Genomic DNA, 15,767 nt, shown 5'->3' on the forward strand with positions numbered 1-15,767 from the left:
AGCAAGTACCTGAATAACATCATCGAGCAGGATCACCGCAACATCAAGCGATTGACAAAGCCAATGATGGGATTCGGCTCATTCAACACAGCGAGACGAACCTTGAGTGGCATCGAAGCGATGAGTATGATTCGCAAAGGACAAGTGAAGGGAGTCAGCAAAGGGGACAGTGTATCTCAAGCGAAGTTTATCGAAGAACTGTTCGGAATTAGCGCTTAACGGAATGCGAACGAGATACTTCGTTTGTCACTAAAAAGTATTTGCGACACAACCCTTTTGACTCCGCCACCATGCCTGTCGAAATTGTCGCCCTTTAATCGCTCCGGTTTCAATCCAGCACCCATGAAGCACAACATGGCGTTCTCATAGCTTTTGGACTAAACCCAACCTTAAGCCTGAAAGCTTCTCTATGATTGACTTGTGATGGTTGATCAATCGGTCCGCTCAAAGCAAGAAACCGATTGATCAACGACGTCTCCCAATCTCTCAATTAGACTCGTGCCTCTGGTAGCAACTCGCCAATCGACATTTGGTCGCCTCAACTCTGGTTTGACTCCCTTGGGTTTGTGAGCAGAACGGTGGTTGGACGTACTTTACCAAAAGTATACACAAACTATATATAAAGTATAGCTAAAGCATCGACAAGTAGGTTATACTTAGGATATAAACCACAAATGACAAATGATTAACCAAGCAATTCAAACCTTCACACACAACCGCTTTGAAGATATTGTCATCCAAGCGGGAGACTATTCTTGGTCTCTTGACCAGAACAGAGCTAAGAATTACAAGTTTTTAGTTTGCTGTAGCTCCGTGGGTGCTAATCGAGGTAGTGGATTCTTGGTGGGCAAAATCAGTGGGGTCGAGTTTCACATATTCGACGAGAAAGGGAAAAACCGTTTCATCATCCAGATCTCCGAGGTGGCAGTCATTGATATTCCTGATTTGTGGCCAGGTAATCAAAATCCAGTCCGTTACACCAGCTTGGAAGAACTGGGTATTGACCTCTCTGCTTTGAAGTTTGAAAAGGTCTCTGCCAAACGGTCTCATTCTTTAACGATTGCTCAAGCCAAAGCTGGGTTGGCTGAGCATTATGGCGTCAGCCAGGACAACATCGAAATCATCATCAAGGGTTAAGGGAGGGATTGAGCTATGAATCTTGACAGACTGAAGTTCGTTAAAAACATCGATGATCCAAAGTGTTGGGCTTATGAGGACTGGAACCTGGGCAGCCAACAGGACTTGCATTGGGCAAATGCCAAAGGTGACTTCACCAACGCGGATAAAGCTGACTTAGATGACCTCATCTTACTTGTGCAGAAATCGCCACACAGCGCAGAAACTCGGATCACTCACCTAGTTAAAGTCGTGAGTACCAGTGCGGAAAATCTCAGTCATGACGATTGGGGCATCGTTCGGGAAGTTGCTGTTGTCTGGGTAGCTGACTTCGCTAATCTCGCTTCCATTCCCACAGATACAGATGTGTTTGGTTGGAAACGCCATCGTCCGCAGGGGACCAGAATCGTCAAACTGGAAAATCTTGGTGATAATCGTGTGACTCAGCTTTGGCACTCTCTGGAAATCTTTCAGAGACACGTTGCCGGTATGCTAGGGCTGACTACAACCAAAGGTTGAGACTGCAATCGCCCTTTAAAGGGGCAAATAGGCGTTCCCGTCGCTTTTGGTTCAAAAACAACTCTAAGCCTGAAAGCCTCTCTAGGCTTGACTTGCGATAGTTGATCTCTCGGTTTGCCTGAAGCCAGAAACCGCTGGATGCATCAGGTCTCCAAATATCTCGGTTAGGTTTGCTCCTCTGCATTGGCAGCAGAAGTCCCACGCAATGACAATGGTTTCAGCCATCACGGACAACGGACAAATCAGGGTTTGAGCGATCTGTAGTGCGATGTAACAGTCCAAAACTAAGCCCATCTTGTAGTGTGGGCAAAAATCCAATTAAGCCAACCTTATCAATCCTTCTATTCAGATTCCTTAGAGGTGTTTAAAACCCGAATGCTACGGGAACGCCTATATTCGCCCCTACTAATAAGTAAATATTCTGGCTATGGCAAAGGGTAGTGTTCTAGACGTGTTGTAAAGCCCTGTAGAAAGTCTACTGGGTCATCATCTAGTTCATCCAACAACATTTCTGAAACACCATCGCTTCTCAGTTATCGTGAAAGACATTTTCTATAATTTCTCTGGTGGTGAGGAAAACCGCTGCCTGAACGGACAGAAGCAAAGATAAGGTGGGCTATGAAATCAGCTTCACCAAATATTTCTACGAGCATACACTATGTTCCATCGAGGAAATTGCTGTGATTTAAGGCATCGCTAGAACCGTTCGGCATTCAAACTTTTTACAACGATGGTTGGGATCGTGTGCTCGATTATTGGATGAAGATCAGCATATGGTTGGCAAGTGGAATACGCAAAAAATTGAGCAAAAACACTCGACATTGCGAACCTCAATTAAGCGGTTAGCTCGCAAGACAGTTTTTTCTCCAATACAAGGTCATGCAGCCGTTGTAATTGAATTGTTCATCAATCGCTATGAATTTGGACGGGCAGTTTGACTCAGCGATCCCCATCTCTAGAACACCACCGACTGAGCCTTGAAGCGGGACAGTGATCTTGCGACTCAACGCTCAGGGTGGAGCCTTATGCTGAGGGTTAGTAAGCGTTTGAATTGCGTGTGATTTGTATAAGTTTTACTAAAACACTCCAAGGGAAGAGAGAGACTGGAACAACTTCTGCGATCATTCAATCGACGATGAAAAAAAAACTTGGCTTCAATCGAACTTGACGTGGTAAAGCCAAAGCCTATCAGACTGTGACCACGGAGGTTTGCTGTTGAGACAAAACCTCGTCAAGCAACAGTTTGGGGCAGCTTACTCCTTTTCCTATCTCTTATTCACCTCTGTCTCTTATTCACCTATAGTCCTTGTCCCAACTTTTAAAGTCTTGATCTTATGCAATCCATTGATCGCTTAACGAGACTGTCATCGCCGCTGCATCAATTTTGGACTCAACCGATCTTTAGTGCAGCGAAAGTCACTTTAAACCCGTTTGAGTTCTGGAACCGCTACCGCATACAGCACCTGGAGGCTTGCTGGAGCTACGATTCAGTGCCGCTTTTAGAACGCTGCTGGGTACAAGAGTGGGGGTTGAAAAAACCTTTCTAGCGAAGACAAACAGTCATCACTGAGATTCTACCGTTTGCTTGGCTCATGAAACAACCGGCATCCTCAAGGTTTCCATCAGGGAGGCATGATGATGTCTGCCGCACTCTCTAAGATGTTTGCGAGAAGGTTCGCGCCGACTTTTGGAGCCACCGCTAAGGTGTGTCAATCACACTGCCAAGCTTTCTTTCCTCTGTAAAGTGTTGCCCTGAACACATTCCACCTGGCATTGGTCTGGTTATTGCTAAACGGCTCAGGCTCAATTTTATGGCTCAAGGACATTGCAATTTGGTTCCTTCAAATCACGTCACGCTGATGACTGTTAACCCGGTTGTAACAAAGCCAGGCTTGGCAAAACAGACGGCAGTCATTACGCCTGTTGAAGGATTGGCTCTCATCCTTTTCTGTTCGACGGCAGCCGTGGCAATTTTCCTCTTGATGTTGCCAGATGTTTGGCAAGTTGTCAGAACAAAAATGACAGCGTTCAACCGCTGCCATCAAGCGCCCTATAGAACGTGTCGCTTCTTTATCGATAACCATTATTTACCTTGCGCAGTACACCCCTCATTTGTGTTCACTGAACAAGCACTGGATTGCGCCGACTACCAGCCTCTCAGTCAACATTGATCATTAAGGAGACGCTTTCGATGTTAAATAAAGTCAAAACCCTAGACGGTTATAAATTAGCAAACCACGATGAGGGTGCCATCGGCACGGTCAAAGACTTCTACTTCGATGACAAGCACTGGATCATTCGTTATCTGATCGCTGACACAGGGAACTGGTTAACGGGCAGACAGGTGCTGCTCTCGCCCTATGCACTGGTCGCCGTGATCCCAGCAGAGCGCCACATCACCATCAATTTGACCAAACAGCAGATTGAGAGCAGTCCTGCCTTGAGCAGTGACAAGCCCGTCTCACAGCAATTCGAGACGGACTATTACGGGTATTACGGCTATCCAATGTATTGGTGCGGTTCCTATGCGTGGGGAGCCTATCCCTACCTGGCGCGTGACTATCAACCAGAGCCTGAACGAACCCCAGAAGAGAAAGGGTGGGACCCCCATCTGCGTAGCATCCGTGAGGTGAGGGGTTATCACATCCACGCTACCGATGGTGAGCTTGGTCACATTGAGGATTTTGTCATTGATGATGAGACGTGGGCGATTCGGTATCTCATCGTCGAGACACGGAACTGGTTGCCAGGGAAGAAGCTTCTGATTGCACCGCAATGGATCGATCGCGTGAGTTGGAGTGAGTCCAAAGTCTTCACGAAGCTTGACCGTGCCACCATCAAACAAGCACCGGAGTATACCGATACGTCGCTCGATCGGGATTACGAGACCAGGCTGCATCGGCATTACAATCGCCCAGGCTACTGGGAATCGACTGCTAAGGAGCTTGCCCGTTGACGCGGGTACAAGAAAGGACTTCCGATCGACGTGTTTTGCCTCACCGTGAAACGTAGCCTTGCCTGCGACGGGGGCGATCGCGCTTTTTACAATCCAGTTCATCACCCGCGCCTTTGGACTTGGCTTACACAGGAAACTTAAACCATGCAGACCCAACAAACCAAACCAACCACCACTCTGACACCAGCCCTGCTCCACAAGATGGATGCCTACTGGCGTGCTGCTAACTATCTCTCGGTGGGGCAGATTTATCTCTACGACAATCCCTTGCTGAAGGAGCCGCTCAAACTTTCCCACGTCAAACCATTGGTAGTCGGACACTGGGGCACGACACCGGGACAGAACTTCATCTATGTGCATTTGAATCGGGTGATCAAGAAGTATGACTTGGATATGTTCTACATCGCAGGTCCCGGTCACGGTGGTCCGGCGATCGTGGGCAATGTTTACCTCGAAGGAACCTGGAGTGAGGTCTACCCAAACGTCACGCAGGATGAAGCGGGGTTACAAAAGCTGTTTAAGCAATTCTCGTTTCCCGGTGGGATTTCCAGTCATGTGGCACCGACTACGCCTGGTTCCATTCACGAAGGGGGTGAACTGGGCTACTCGCTCAGTCATGCCTTCGGGGCGGCATTTGACAATCCCGATTTAATTGTTGCCTGCGTGATCGGCGATGGTGAAGCGGAAACGGGTCCCTTAGCGACCGCATGGCAGTCCAACAAGTTGCTCAACCCGATCACCGATGGAGCGGTGCTGCCTATCCTGCACCTGAATGGCTACAAGATCAGCAATCCCACGATCCTGGCTCGGATTGAGCCTGATGAATTGGAGCAATTTCTGCGCGGCTGTGGCTGGATACCCTACTTTGTGGAAGGCGATGAGCCGGAAACAATGCATGAACTGATGGCAAGCACCCTGGACACGGCGATCGCGGATATTCAGCAAATCCAAAGCAATGCGCGGCACAAGCACGATACGACTCGACCGCGTTGGCCCCTGATCGTTCTGAAGTCACCCAAAGGCTGGACAGGACCCAAAGTTGTAGATGGACTACCAATCGAAGGCACTTTCCGATCGCATCAAGTGCCGCTACTGGTGAACGCCGAGCATCCGGATCATGTCCAGCAGTTGGAAACCTGGATGAAGAGTTATAGAGCAGAAGAACTGTTCGATGAAACGGGACGGTTAATCCCAGAGTTAGCCGCGTTAGCACCGACGGGCGATCGGCGGATGGGCGCAAACCCCCACGCCAACGGCGGACTACTGCTGCGTGGACTGCATCTGCCGGACTTCCGCGACTATGCGATGTCGGTGCCCGCACCTGGTGCCGTTGATGGTCAGGATACGCTCCTGCTGGGCACGTTTCTGCGGGATGTGGTCAAGCTGAATCGACAGAATTTCCGCATCTTCGGCCCCGATGAGACGCTCTCTAATCTTTTGGGGGCGGTGTTTGAAGTCACCGATCGGCAGTGGGAAGGACGGGAGAAACCGAACGATGAGTTCCTTGCGCCTGCTGGACGGGTGGTGGATTCAATGCTGAGTGAACACCAGTGCGAGGGTTGGTTGGAAGGCTATCTGCTGACCGGGCGGCATGGGCTGTTCAACAGTTACGAGGCGTTCATTCGCATCGTGGATTCCATGTTCAGCCAGCACGCCAAGTGGCTGAAGGTGACAGCGGAACTGCCCTGGCGACGACCGATCGCATCGCTTAACTACCTCCTCGCCTCCCATGTCTGGCAGCAGGATCACAACGGTTTTACACACCAGGACCCCGGTTTCCTCGACCATGTGATCAACAAGAAAGCGGATATCGTGCGGGTGTACCTGCCACCCGATGGCAACTGTCTGCTGTCGGTCTTTGATCACTGCCTGCGGAGCCGCCATTACGTGAATGTGGTGGTGGCTGGCAAACACGCGCTGCCCCAATGGCTGACGATGGATGCAGCCGTTATCCATTGCACCGAAGGCATCGGCATCTGGCAATGGGCCAGCAATGACCAGGACACTGAACCAGACGTAGTGATGGCGTGCTGTGGTGACACACCAACGCTAGAGATTTTGGCGGCCGTTTCCATCCTGCGTGAACATTTACCCGCGCTCAAAATTCGGGTGATCAATGTCGTCGATCTGATGAAGTTGCAGTCAGCGAGTGAACATCCACATGGGTTGAGCGAAGCCGATTATGACTCGCTGTTTACGAGAGATAAGCACATTATCTTTGGCTTTCATGGCTACCCAACCCTTGTCCATCGGCTGACCTATCGCCGCACCAATTGCAATCTCCATGTCCGGGGCTATAAGGAAGAGGGCACCATCACGACGGCGTTTGATATGCGGGTGCAGAACGACCTCGATCGCTTCCATCTGGTGCAAGATGTGGTCGATCGTTTACCGCATTTGGGCAGTGGGGGTGCTTATCTCAAACAGATGATGCAGAACAAGCTGATCGAGCACAAGCTTTACATTGACCAGCACGGCGAAGATTTGCCAGAAATCCGCCACTGGAAATGGAGTGCGGGTACAACGCCGGAGAACCTGTTAAGCGGAAAAACACCTGTACTGACCTGAAACCAGGCAAAGGAGTCCCGAATGCCCATGCAACTGAAGGCAGAAAACGGCGGGAAGATACTCGTCGTCAACGTCAGCGGCACACTGGTCAAAGCAGATTACGAGTCCTTTGTGCCCGAGTTCGATCGCCTCATCAAGCATCACGACAAGTTGCGGGTGCTGTTCGACATGACCGACTTCCACGGCTGGGAAGCCAGAGCTGCATGGGAGGACATCAAGCTTGGAGTCAAATACTTTGCCGACATTAATCGACTGGCAATGGTTGGGGAAAACAAGTGGGAGCACATCATGGCAACCCTCTCTAAACCCTTCACAAAAGCGGCGATCCGCTACTTCGATCATGCCAATGCCACGGAAGCACGGCAGTGGTTGTCTGAAGCACAGCACGATAATTGAGCCAGCCACCCTCATCCCAGGAGACCAGTATGCAACTTCAAACCAGAACTGCCAACGGTGTCGATCACAAGGCTTACATGGTGGGGGGGGGTATCGGCTCCTTAGCCGCTGCCGCGTTCCTGATTCGCGATGGCCATGTTCCAGGTCGCCATATTACCATCTACGAGGCGATGCCAGTCTTGGGTGGCAGTCTGGATGGTGGCGGCAACCCCACCCATGGCTACACCCTGCGCGGCGGGCGAATGCTGACGACCGACAACTACGAATGTACTTGGGATTTGTTCAAATCGATCCCGTCCCTCAGTGCTCCTGGCAAGACTGTATTTGAGGAGACAATCGCCTTCAATCAGATCCACCAGTCCTACTGTAGGGCGCGGCTCGTCGATCGCAATCGTGCCAAGCTGGATGTCGAGTCGATGGGATTTGACCTGCAGGATCGGCTTGAACTCCTCAAACTCACCGAGGCCGACGAAGCGAAACTGGGCACCAGCCGGATTACGGATTGGCTATCGCCGCCCTTCTTCCAGACCAATTTTTGGTTCATGTGGTCAACAACGTTTGCGTTTCAACCCTGGCATAGTGCGGTTGAATTCCGCCGTTACCTGCATCGGTTCATGATGGAGTTCTCCCGCATCGAAACCTTGGCAGGGGTCAAGCGCACGGTCTACAACCAATTTGATTCACTGGTGCAGCCGCTCTCGATTTGGCTGAAGGCGCAGGGGGTGAATTTCGTCGTTAACTGCACCGTGACGGACTTTGAGCTAAAGACTGACCAGGGTAAGATCGTCGTCACTGGCATTCACTACAAGCGCGATGGCACGACAGAGATCAGGGCGATCGGTGCTGACGATTTGGTGTTCTTCCAAAACGGTTCGATGACCGATGCCTCCAGCTTTGGGTCAATGACGAGTGCGCCCCAACATCGGACGAAAGACGATAGTGGTGGCTGGTTGCTATGGGAAAAGCTGGCACAAAGCCATCCTGAGTTCGGTAACCCAGCGGCGTTCAATTCTAGTATTCCAGAGTCGTTTTGGGAGTCCTTTACGGTGACAGTCAAGGACACCGCTTTCTTTGACCAGATGGAGGCGTTCTCTGGCAATCAGGCTGGCACTGGCGGTTTAGTGACCTTCAAAGATTCCAATTGGCTGATGTCGATCGTGCTAGCGCATCAGCCTCACTTCATCAATCAGCCTGCCGATGTGCAGGTGTTCTGGGGCTATGCCTTGCACCCCGATCGCATTGGCAACTTCGTACCAAAGGCAATGGCTGATTGTAACGGCAAGGATATCCTGCAAGAGCTGTGCGACCATCTCAATTTCGATCAGGAGACGATCGCCTCGGCCATCTGTATTCCGTGCCGTATGCCCTACATCACAAGTATGTTCATGCCGCGTGCCTACGGCGATCGGCCGCTGCCCGTTCCCAAGCACTCCAAGAACCTTGCCTTTGTCAGCCAGTTTGTCGAAATCCCTGAAGATGTCGTTTTTACGGTGGAGTATTCCATCCGGGTTGCCCAAATGGCCGTCTACGAACTGCTGGGCATCGATCGAGAGATTCCCCCCATCCTGCACCATGACGAATCCATCAAGGTAAAACTTGACGCGGTGGTTAAGGCGTTTCGGTAACACTGCCACTGCCGATTCCGCGATCGGCGTGAAATACCGCTTCGTCATTGATATGGCTTCATTACAACGAGCTTTGTAAGCCACGAATTACCCCCAAAACCAGGCGATTAATATGTCTTACATCACCAGCCGCGAGATTCGACTAATTTCTCACCCCAATGGGATACCAACCTCAGCTAACTTTACCCTCGCACAAACCGAACTGGAGCCACTGCAAGATGGACAGGTACTCGTCCACAACCTCTATATGTCAGTCGATCCATACATGCGCGGTCGCATGAACGGCGGAAAATCCTATGTGCCACCGTTCGAGTTGGGTCAGCCGATGACCGGCGGCGCAGTCGGCGCAGTCGTTGAGTCCCGCGCCAATCAATTAAAGCCAGGTGATGCTGTCACTTCTAGCTATGGCTGGCGGGAATATTTTATCGCTAAACCGCAAGAGTTACACCCAGTCAGCCGCGACCTTCAACCGCTTTCAGTCTATCTAGGTGCCCTTGGCATGACGGGCATGACGGCTTGGGCTGGGTTGAATTTAGTCGAGGTCAAAGCTGGCGATGTCATTTTTATTTCGGGAGCCGCTGGCGCGGTGGGAAGTGTAGCTGGGCAGTTAGCAAAATTGCGGGGATGCAAGGTCATCGGATCGGCAGGTTCATTAGAGAAGGTCAAGTTTCTGCGGGAAGAATGCGGCTTTGATATTGCCTTCGATTACAAATCCAGTCCTGTCTTCCCTGTGATCGAACAACTGAACCTGGCAGCACCGAATGGGATTGATGTCTATTTCGATAATGTCGGCGGTGAAATGCTCGAAGCTGCGCTCTCAGCGTTACGGGTGCATGGTCGAATTATCGCCTGTGGCGGCATCTCTGGTTATAACGCGGAAATCCCCCAACCTGGCCCTACTAATCTCTTCAACATGACTACTAAGCGGTTGACGATGAAAGGGCTAATCGTTGGCGATTGGCTAGGTCATCAAGGCGAATTTGAACAGGAAGTGGGCGGCTATTTCCGCGCTGGAAAACTGAAGCATAAGGAAACAGTAGTGACAGGCATCGATAAAGCTGTGGGCGCATTTATCGGTCTATTTGAAGGCAACAATATCGGCAAGATGATAGTGAAATTGAATTAGGTAAGGAGTACAGGATGAAAATACTGATGGTGCTGACCTCACACGACCAGCTCGGCAATACGGGTAAAAAAACGGGTTTCTGGCTCGAAGAATTCGCCGCCCCTTACTACACGTTCAAAGACGCAGGGGCGACTATCACTCTAGCTTCACCGGGGGGTGGGCTGCCACCGCTCGACCCCAAGAGTGACACCCCAGAGTCTCAGACTAAAGACACGCAACGCTTCAAAGCAGATCTTGCTGCACAAGCCGCTCTCGCCCAGACAATCGAGTTGAGTAAAGTTTCCGCTGGCGATTTCGACGCTGTATTTTACCCGGGTGGTCACGGACCACTCTGGGACTTGGCTAAAGACGCATCCTCGATCGCCCTGATCGAAGCCATGCTTGGTGCGGGTAAACCAGTCGCCTTAGTTTGCCACGCGCCAGGTGTGCTGCGTGATGTAAAGGCAGTCAACGGCGATCCTGTGGTGCAAGGTAAAGCCGTAACAGGCTTCACCAATACCGAGGAGCAGGCAGCCGGATTAACTGAGATTGTTCCTTTCCTGGTCGAAGATATGCTCCGAACAAACGGAGGCAATTATTCCAAAGTAGCTGACTGGCAGCCACATGTTGTGAAAGATGGTCTATTAATAACTGGGCAAAACCCCGCATCTTCTGAGCCAGCCGCCAAGGAGCTACTGGAAAAACTCAGTCTGCTTGCCAATGTTAAATAAGACGAGGTGATTGGGCAGATTCGGATAGAACAGCACAGTGAAGATTGGCCAGCAAGCCGCCACTGGAAATGGCGCTTGGGTGCAACACCGATCGAGAAAATGGCTCTTCATACAGGGGAAATCATGCACATCGGAATCGCGGCAGACCATGGTGGGTTTGAGTTGAAAGCGCAACTGACGGCGGCTCTCAAGGTAGCTGGCTACGAGGTTGAGGATTTTGGTGCGGAGGCGTTGGTTCAAGGCGATGACTACCCGGATTTTGTGGTCCCACTAGCCCAGGCGGTGGCGAAGGGCACAATTGTTCGCGGTTTGGCCATTTGCGGCAGTGGGGTAGGCGCTTGTGTTGCTGCTAACAAAGTAGCAGGCGTGCGTGCGGCGTTAATCACGGATTCCTTCTCCGCTCATCAGGGGGTAGAGGATGACGACATGAACGTGATGTGTCTGGGGGGACAAGTGACCGGTTATGCCGAAGCCTGGGAATTGGTGCAGACCTTTCTGGCGGCTCATTTCCAGCGAGATGAACGTTTCCAACGACGGCTTGAGAAAGTAGCAGCATTGGAATTGAGATAAAAAAGGACTTTTAACGGGCAACAGGGAGACCCTTTCAGGGCAAACACACATTCTGGCTGTACGCCAGCAAAAAAGATGAAAGCAAACGGTACCGCAATGATGATTGCACCTTCGCTCCTTGCCTCCAATCAGTCTTGCCTCGGACAAGAAGCCGAACGTGCGGAACGTTCTGGTGCCGATCGGCTGCACCTCGACATCATGGATGGTCACTTCGTCCCGAATCTTTCCTTCGGTCCGCAAATTGTCAAAGCCATCCGTCCGCTCACTAACCTTTTCTTCGACGTTCACCTCATGTGCTCCCAGCCAGCAATCCTGCTCGAACCCTTTGCAAAAGCCGGTGCGGACGAAATAATCATTCACGTTGAGCTTGACGAACAGATCCCATCGCTGATCCACAAAATAAAAGCCCTCGGCAAAAAGGTCGGACTCGCCATCAATCCACCAACTGCGATCGCTGCCGTTCAGCCGTTTCTCGAACAAATTGATCTGCTGCTGGTGATGACGGTCAATCCTGGATTCGGCGGACAGGTATTTATCCCCCAATGCCTGCCCAAAATCCAGCAGGCCGAAGCGTGGCGGCGCGAAAAAAACTTGCCCTACCGCATCAGCGTGGACGGCGGCATCAATGACCAGACCGCCGCCGAGTGTGCCCGCGCCGGAGCGGATACCTTCGTGGCGGGCACGAGCTTGTTCGGTGTACCTAGCCTGAAAGTCGCCATCCAAAAAATGCGCCAGATTGTCAACGAGAACCAGCCCGACGCTAGTGGATGGGAACGTTTGAGATCAACGGGCGCATCAAATTCACCTGATTCATTTCTCGGCATCAAGATGAACCGTCCAGAATGGAGTGATCCAAAATGAATGTCCAAAAGCTGATAGAAACCGCGAAGATGCTGGTTGCTGACAACAAGGGTCTGCTGGCAATCGATGAAAGTATTCCCACCTGCAACAAACGCTTTGCCAAGTTAGGCATTCCCCAGACGGAGGAGTATCGACGCGCCTATCGAGAGTTAATCATCACCACGCCCAGTCTGGGTGAATCCATCAGCGGTGTGATTCTCTACGACGAGACGATCCGCCAGCAAAAGAAGGATGGTACTCCTTTTATGCAAGTCATTACCAATGCCGGAATGATTCCTGGCATCAAAGTTGATATCGGTGCCAAAGCGATGGCAGGTCATCCTGGAGAAAAAATCACCGAAGGTCTGGACGGCTTGCGCGATCGCCTCCAGTCCTATGCTCAAATGGGCGCTCGCTTTGCCAAGTGGCGTGCAGTGTTGACCATCGGTTCTAGTATTCCCAGCCGGGGTTGCATCGAGGCGAACGCCCAGGCGTTGGCTCGCTATGCTGCCTTGTGCCAGGAAGCCGGATTAGTTCCCATTGTCGAGCCGGAAGTGCTGATGGACGGAGCGCATACCCTGTCGAGGTGTAGCGAGGTGACGGAGGCGGTACTACAAACCGTCTTCAACCGACTCTACAGGCAACGGGTGCTGCTGGAGGGTATGCTCCTGAAGCCCAATATGGTGCTGCCGGGATCAACCTGTCCTCAACAAGAATCGGTGGATGCGATCGCTGATGCTACAGTGCAGTGTCTTTTGCGAACGGTTCCCGCTGCCGTACCGGGGATTGCGTTCTTGTCGGGCGGTCAATCCGGTGAACTGGCTTCGGCTCGGTTAAATGCTATGAATCTTAAATTCAAATCGCGATCGCCGACGGTGGGGCAAAGTCCATCGCCCTGGGCATTGACATTTTCCTTTGGTCGCGCCATCCAGCAACCCGCGTTGGAACTTTGGCATGGCAAGGAGTCCAACGTGTTGGCGGCACAACAGGCGCTGCTGCATCGAGCGCAGTGCAATGGGGCAGCACGGCAGGGCGCATACAATGCCGCGATGGAATGGACGGCAGCAGCATGAACACCAGCCTCCCCACCCCCCTGCGCCTTTACCTGATTCGGCACGGCGAAACTGAGTGGTCGCTCGACCGTCGGCACACAGGTCGCACGGATATTCCGTTGACTACAAATGGCGAGTCAGAGGCACGGGAACTCGGTCAGCACCTCCGGGATATCCAGTTTGCCCATGTGCTGACCAGCCCACTCAAACGCGCCCAACAAACCTGTGCGTTAGTCGGGCTGGATCAAGTCCCGGCAATGGAACCGGATCTGGTCGAATGGGATTATGGCGATTATGAAGGCAAGCAATCCGTGAATATTCGCCAGGAGCGCCCGGATTGGAATGTTTTTCGGGATGGTTGTCCGCACGGTGAAATGCCCACCCAAATTGCCGATCGCGCCGATCGACTCCTGGCTCGTCTTCGCACATTGAAGGGGAATATCGCCCTTTTTTCCCACGGTCAGTTTGGCGGCGTTCTGGCCGCACGCTGGATCGGCTTAGCGGTGATCGAAGCACAGCATTTCCCGCTTGGCACGGCATCAATTAGTATTTTCGCCTTCGACTCCCACCATCCCACAGTACCGACCATCGCCTTATGGAATGCCGCCGCCGCTCACGCTTTATGGAATGCCGCCACTGCTCACGCCTGATCAAACTGCCAAGACCGTTCGTAACCAACCAATAGGAACCCGCTATGCGCCAGAAATTTGTGATCGGGAACTGGAAGATGCATACCACTACAGCCGAAGCCAGCCATCTGGCAACGGCGATCGCGGCTGGCATGGGCACTGATGACCGTGTTACCGTCGCTGTCTGTCCACCGTTTCCCTATCTGGCTCTGGTTGGGGACAGGCTCAAAGGGAGCCGGGTTGCCCTCGGCGCACAGAACCTCTATCCCGCCCAAGAAGGCGCATTCACGGGCGAGGTCAGCCCCACGATGCTCCTCGATCTCGGCTGCCAGTACGTAATCCTCGGACACAGCGAACGCCGCCATACACTGGGCGAATCGGATGCGTTCATTCACCACAAGGTACGAGTCGCCCTGGATGCTGGACTTGAGGTGATTTTCTGCATCGGCGAAACGCTGGCACAACGTCAGGCAGACCAGACCCGAACAGTGCTCGATCGGCAACTGCTTCAGGGCTTAGACGGACTCTCGGCAGCAGCCTTAACCCATTTGAGTATTGCCTATGAACCCGTCTGGGCGATCGGCGGTAGTGGGCATCACGCCACGCCTCAGCAAGCTCAGGACGCGCACGCAATCATTCGACACCGCTTTGGTCAGATCTTCGGGGCGCGATCGGCTCAGACGCTAATGATCCACTACGGCGGCAGCGTCAATCCGGAGGACGCCGATGCATTGCTGAGCCGCCCCGGTGTGGATGGTGGACTCATCGGCGGCGACAGCCTGAAGGCAGAGCCATTTTTAGCCATCGTGCAGGCGGCGATCCGCCAGACCCAAACCCCAGTGGAGGCAGCATGACAACAACAACAATCGCACCCTTGACCCAGCGTAGGGCATGGCAAGCCCTCGCCGCCCATTACCCGAAAGTGCAGGCGTTGCATCTGCGGCAGCTTTTTGCAGACGATCCAACGCGCGGGGAGCGCCTGAGCCTAGAGGCGATCGGCATCTACTTCGACTATGCCAAGCACCGCATCACGGATGAGACGCTCGCGCTCTTGCTGCAATTAGCGGCGGAGTCTGGTCTGCGATCGAGCATTGATGCCATGTTCCGTGGGGACAAAATTAACGTCACAGAAAAGCGAGCGGTGCTACACATCGCCCTACGTGCGACCAAAGGGGGTTGTGTCGCAAAAATAGTAAGGTAGGGAAGCTTAATTTTTTCTAGCCTTGCTCTAAATGACGACTGACTCTCTGTTCAAATGGCGGCACTTCTTGCCCGAAATCATCGTGTTGAATGTGCGGTGGTATTGCCGCTATCCTCTGAGCTACCGGGATTTGGAAGAAATGATGGCAGAGCGAGGAATTGAGGTGGATCATTCCACCCTCAATCGGGTTGTGTCGCAAATACTTTTTAGTGACAAACGAAGTATCTCGTTCGCATTCCGTTAAGCGCTAATTCCGAACAGTTCTTCGATAAACTTCGCTTGAGATACACTGTCCCCTTTGCTGACTCCCTTCACTTGTCCTTTGCGAATCATACTCATCGCTTCGATGCCACTCAAGGTTCGTCTCGCTGTGTTGAATGAGCCGAATCCCATCATTGGCTTTGTCAATCGCTTGATGTTGCGGTGATCCTGCTCGATGATGTTATTCAGGTACTTGCT

Annotated in this window: 18 protein-coding genes and 2 pseudogenes; 19 read left to right on the forward strand and 1 reads right to left on the reverse strand. The window is 52.2% G+C overall.

From position 1 onward, the window contains the following. The 19 genes and pseudogenes from A8707_RS23435 to A8707_RS27210 form a co-directional block, all read left to right on the forward strand. On the forward strand, positions 1-219 hold a 219-nt coding region (locus tag A8707_RS23435; protein ID WP_156518841.1), incomplete at its 5' end, for a DDE-type integrase/transposase/recombinase. 462 nt (positions 220-681) lie between these two features. After that, positions 682-1,137, forward strand: coding sequence for a hypothetical protein (locus A8707_RS23440; RefSeq protein ID WP_068819599.1), 456 nt, complete (start codon positions 682-684; stop codon positions 1,135-1,137). Positions 1,138-1,152: 15 nt separating this feature from the next. Beyond that, on the forward strand, positions 1,153-1,635 hold the full coding sequence (locus A8707_RS23445; RefSeq protein WP_068819600.1) for a hypothetical protein: 483 nt from the start codon (positions 1,153-1,155) through the stop codon (positions 1,633-1,635). Positions 1,636-2,331: 696 nt separating this feature from the next. Beyond that, a pseudogene (locus A8707_RS27205) lies at positions 2,332-2,573 on the forward strand (IS1 family transposase); the annotation flags it as partial. A gap of 396 nt (positions 2,574-2,969) precedes the next feature. After that, a complete protein-coding gene (locus A8707_RS28625) occupies positions 2,970-3,182 on the forward strand; it encodes a hypothetical protein (RefSeq protein ID WP_156518842.1) in 213 nt (70 codons plus the stop codon). Positions 3,183-3,446: 264 nt separating this feature from the next. Continuing rightward, entirely contained in the window at positions 3,447-3,806 is a 360-nt protein-coding gene (locus A8707_RS23450; RefSeq protein WP_082906479.1) for a hypothetical protein, read from the forward strand. A 20-nt stretch (positions 3,807-3,826) separates the two neighbouring features. After that, on the forward strand, positions 3,827-4,591 hold the full coding sequence (locus A8707_RS23455) for a PRC-barrel domain-containing protein (protein WP_068819601.1): 765 nt from the start codon (positions 3,827-3,829) through the stop codon (positions 4,589-4,591). A 144-nt stretch (positions 4,592-4,735) separates the two neighbouring features. After that, positions 4,736-7,159 (forward strand): phosphoketolase family protein, encoded by a 2,424-nt coding sequence (locus A8707_RS23460; RefSeq protein WP_068819602.1) that lies wholly within the window; start codon positions 4,736-4,738, stop codon positions 7,157-7,159. 21 nt (positions 7,160-7,180) lie between these two features. Next, entirely contained in the window at positions 7,181-7,555 is a 375-nt protein-coding gene (locus A8707_RS23465; protein ID WP_068819603.1) for a SpoIIAA family protein, read from the forward strand. 29 nt (positions 7,556-7,584) lie between these two features. Beyond that, positions 7,585-9,180 carry an oleate hydratase gene (locus A8707_RS23470; protein WP_068819604.1) on the forward strand — a complete coding sequence of 532 codons (1,596 nt, stop codon included), beginning with the start codon at positions 7,585-7,587 and terminating at the stop codon, positions 9,178-9,180. Positions 9,181-9,292: 112 nt separating this feature from the next. After that, a complete protein-coding gene (locus tag A8707_RS23475) occupies positions 9,293-10,306 on the forward strand; it encodes an NADP-dependent oxidoreductase (protein WP_068819605.1) in 1,014 nt (337 codons plus the stop codon). Positions 10,307-10,320: 14 nt separating this feature from the next. Then, positions 10,321-11,016, forward strand: a complete 696-nt coding sequence (locus A8707_RS23480; RefSeq protein WP_068819606.1) for a type 1 glutamine amidotransferase domain-containing protein — start codon at positions 10,321-10,323, stop codon at positions 11,014-11,016. Positions 11,017-11,022: 6 nt separating this feature from the next. After that, positions 11,023-11,586 (forward strand): RpiB/LacA/LacB family sugar-phosphate isomerase, encoded by a 564-nt coding sequence (locus tag A8707_RS23485; protein ID WP_231948403.1) that lies wholly within the window; start codon positions 11,023-11,025, stop codon positions 11,584-11,586. 96 nt (positions 11,587-11,682) lie between these two features. Continuing rightward, the gene (gene rpe / locus A8707_RS23490; RefSeq protein WP_082906480.1) at positions 11,683-12,447 is read left to right on the forward strand and encodes a ribulose-phosphate 3-epimerase; all 765 of its coding nucleotides are present in this window, start codon (positions 11,683-11,685) and stop codon (positions 12,445-12,447) included. Next, positions 12,444-13,499, forward strand: a complete 1,056-nt coding sequence (locus tag A8707_RS23495) for a class I fructose-bisphosphate aldolase (RefSeq protein ID WP_068819608.1) — start codon at positions 12,444-12,446, stop codon at positions 13,497-13,499. Before rpe ends, A8707_RS23495 begins: the two co-directional genes overlap by 4 nt. Continuing rightward, positions 13,496-14,128: a histidine phosphatase family protein gene (locus A8707_RS23500; protein ID WP_068819609.1), complete on the forward strand. Its 633-nt coding sequence runs from the start codon at positions 13,496-13,498 to the stop codon at positions 14,126-14,128. Before A8707_RS23495 ends, A8707_RS23500 begins: the two co-directional genes overlap by 4 nt. Positions 14,129-14,172: 44 nt before the next feature. Further along, positions 14,173-14,961, forward strand: coding sequence for a triose-phosphate isomerase (gene tpiA, locus A8707_RS23505; RefSeq protein WP_068819610.1), 789 nt, complete (start codon positions 14,173-14,175; stop codon positions 14,959-14,961). Beyond that, the gene (locus A8707_RS23510) at positions 14,958-15,308 is read left to right on the forward strand and encodes a hypothetical protein (RefSeq protein ID WP_068819611.1); all 351 of its coding nucleotides are present in this window, start codon (positions 14,958-14,960) and stop codon (positions 15,306-15,308) included. Before tpiA ends, A8707_RS23510 begins: the two co-directional genes overlap by 4 nt. 31 nt (positions 15,309-15,339) lie before the next feature. Beyond that, positions 15,340-15,507: pseudogene (locus tag A8707_RS27210) on the forward strand (IS6 family transposase); the annotation flags it as partial. Positions 15,508-15,548: 41 nt separating this feature from the next. Here A8707_RS27210 and A8707_RS23515 read toward each other — a convergent pair. After that, positions 15,549-15,767, reverse strand: a 219-nt coding sequence (locus tag A8707_RS23515) for a DDE-type integrase/transposase/recombinase (RefSeq protein ID WP_156518841.1), incomplete at its 5' end; no start/stop codon positions are given.

Source organism: Phormidesmis priestleyi BC1401 (assembly GCF_001650195.1).
In the GTDB taxonomy this organism is placed as follows: domain Bacteria; phylum Cyanobacteriota; class Cyanobacteriia; order Leptolyngbyales; family Leptolyngbyaceae; genus Phormidesmis_A; species Phormidesmis_A priestleyi_B.

Coding starts and splice junctions, on each gene's coding strand:
- A8707_RS23440 (WP_068819599.1), top strand. CDS start 682: ATGATTAACCAAGCAATTCAAACCTTCACACACAACCGCTTTGAAGAT.
- A8707_RS23445 (WP_068819600.1), top strand. CDS start 1,153: ATGAATCTTGACAGACTGAAGTTCGTTAAAAACATCGATGATCCAAAG.
- A8707_RS28625 (WP_156518842.1), top strand. CDS start 2,970: ATGCAATCCATTGATCGCTTAACGAGACTGTCATCGCCGCTGCATCAA.
- A8707_RS23450 (WP_082906479.1), top strand. CDS start 3,447: ATGGCTCAAGGACATTGCAATTTGGTTCCTTCAAATCACGTCACGCTG.
- A8707_RS23455 (WP_068819601.1), top strand. CDS start 3,827: ATGTTAAATAAAGTCAAAACCCTAGACGGTTATAAATTAGCAAACCAC.
- A8707_RS23460 (WP_068819602.1), top strand. CDS start 4,736: ATGCAGACCCAACAAACCAAACCAACCACCACTCTGACACCAGCCCTG.
- A8707_RS23465 (WP_068819603.1), top strand. CDS start 7,181: ATGCCCATGCAACTGAAGGCAGAAAACGGCGGGAAGATACTCGTCGTC.
- A8707_RS23470 (WP_068819604.1), top strand. CDS start 7,585: ATGCAACTTCAAACCAGAACTGCCAACGGTGTCGATCACAAGGCTTAC.
- A8707_RS23475 (WP_068819605.1), top strand. CDS start 9,293: ATGTCTTACATCACCAGCCGCGAGATTCGACTAATTTCTCACCCCAAT.
- A8707_RS23480 (WP_068819606.1), top strand. CDS start 10,321: ATGAAAATACTGATGGTGCTGACCTCACACGACCAGCTCGGCAATACG.
- rpe (WP_082906480.1), top strand. CDS start 11,683: ATGATGATTGCACCTTCGCTCCTTGCCTCCAATCAGTCTTGCCTCGGA.
- A8707_RS23495 (WP_068819608.1), top strand. CDS start 12,444: ATGAATGTCCAAAAGCTGATAGAAACCGCGAAGATGCTGGTTGCTGAC.
- A8707_RS23500 (WP_068819609.1), top strand. CDS start 13,496: ATGAACACCAGCCTCCCCACCCCCCTGCGCCTTTACCTGATTCGGCAC.
- tpiA (WP_068819610.1), top strand. CDS start 14,173: ATGCGCCAGAAATTTGTGATCGGGAACTGGAAGATGCATACCACTACA.
- A8707_RS23510 (WP_068819611.1), top strand. CDS start 14,958: ATGACAACAACAACAATCGCACCCTTGACCCAGCGTAGGGCATGGCAA.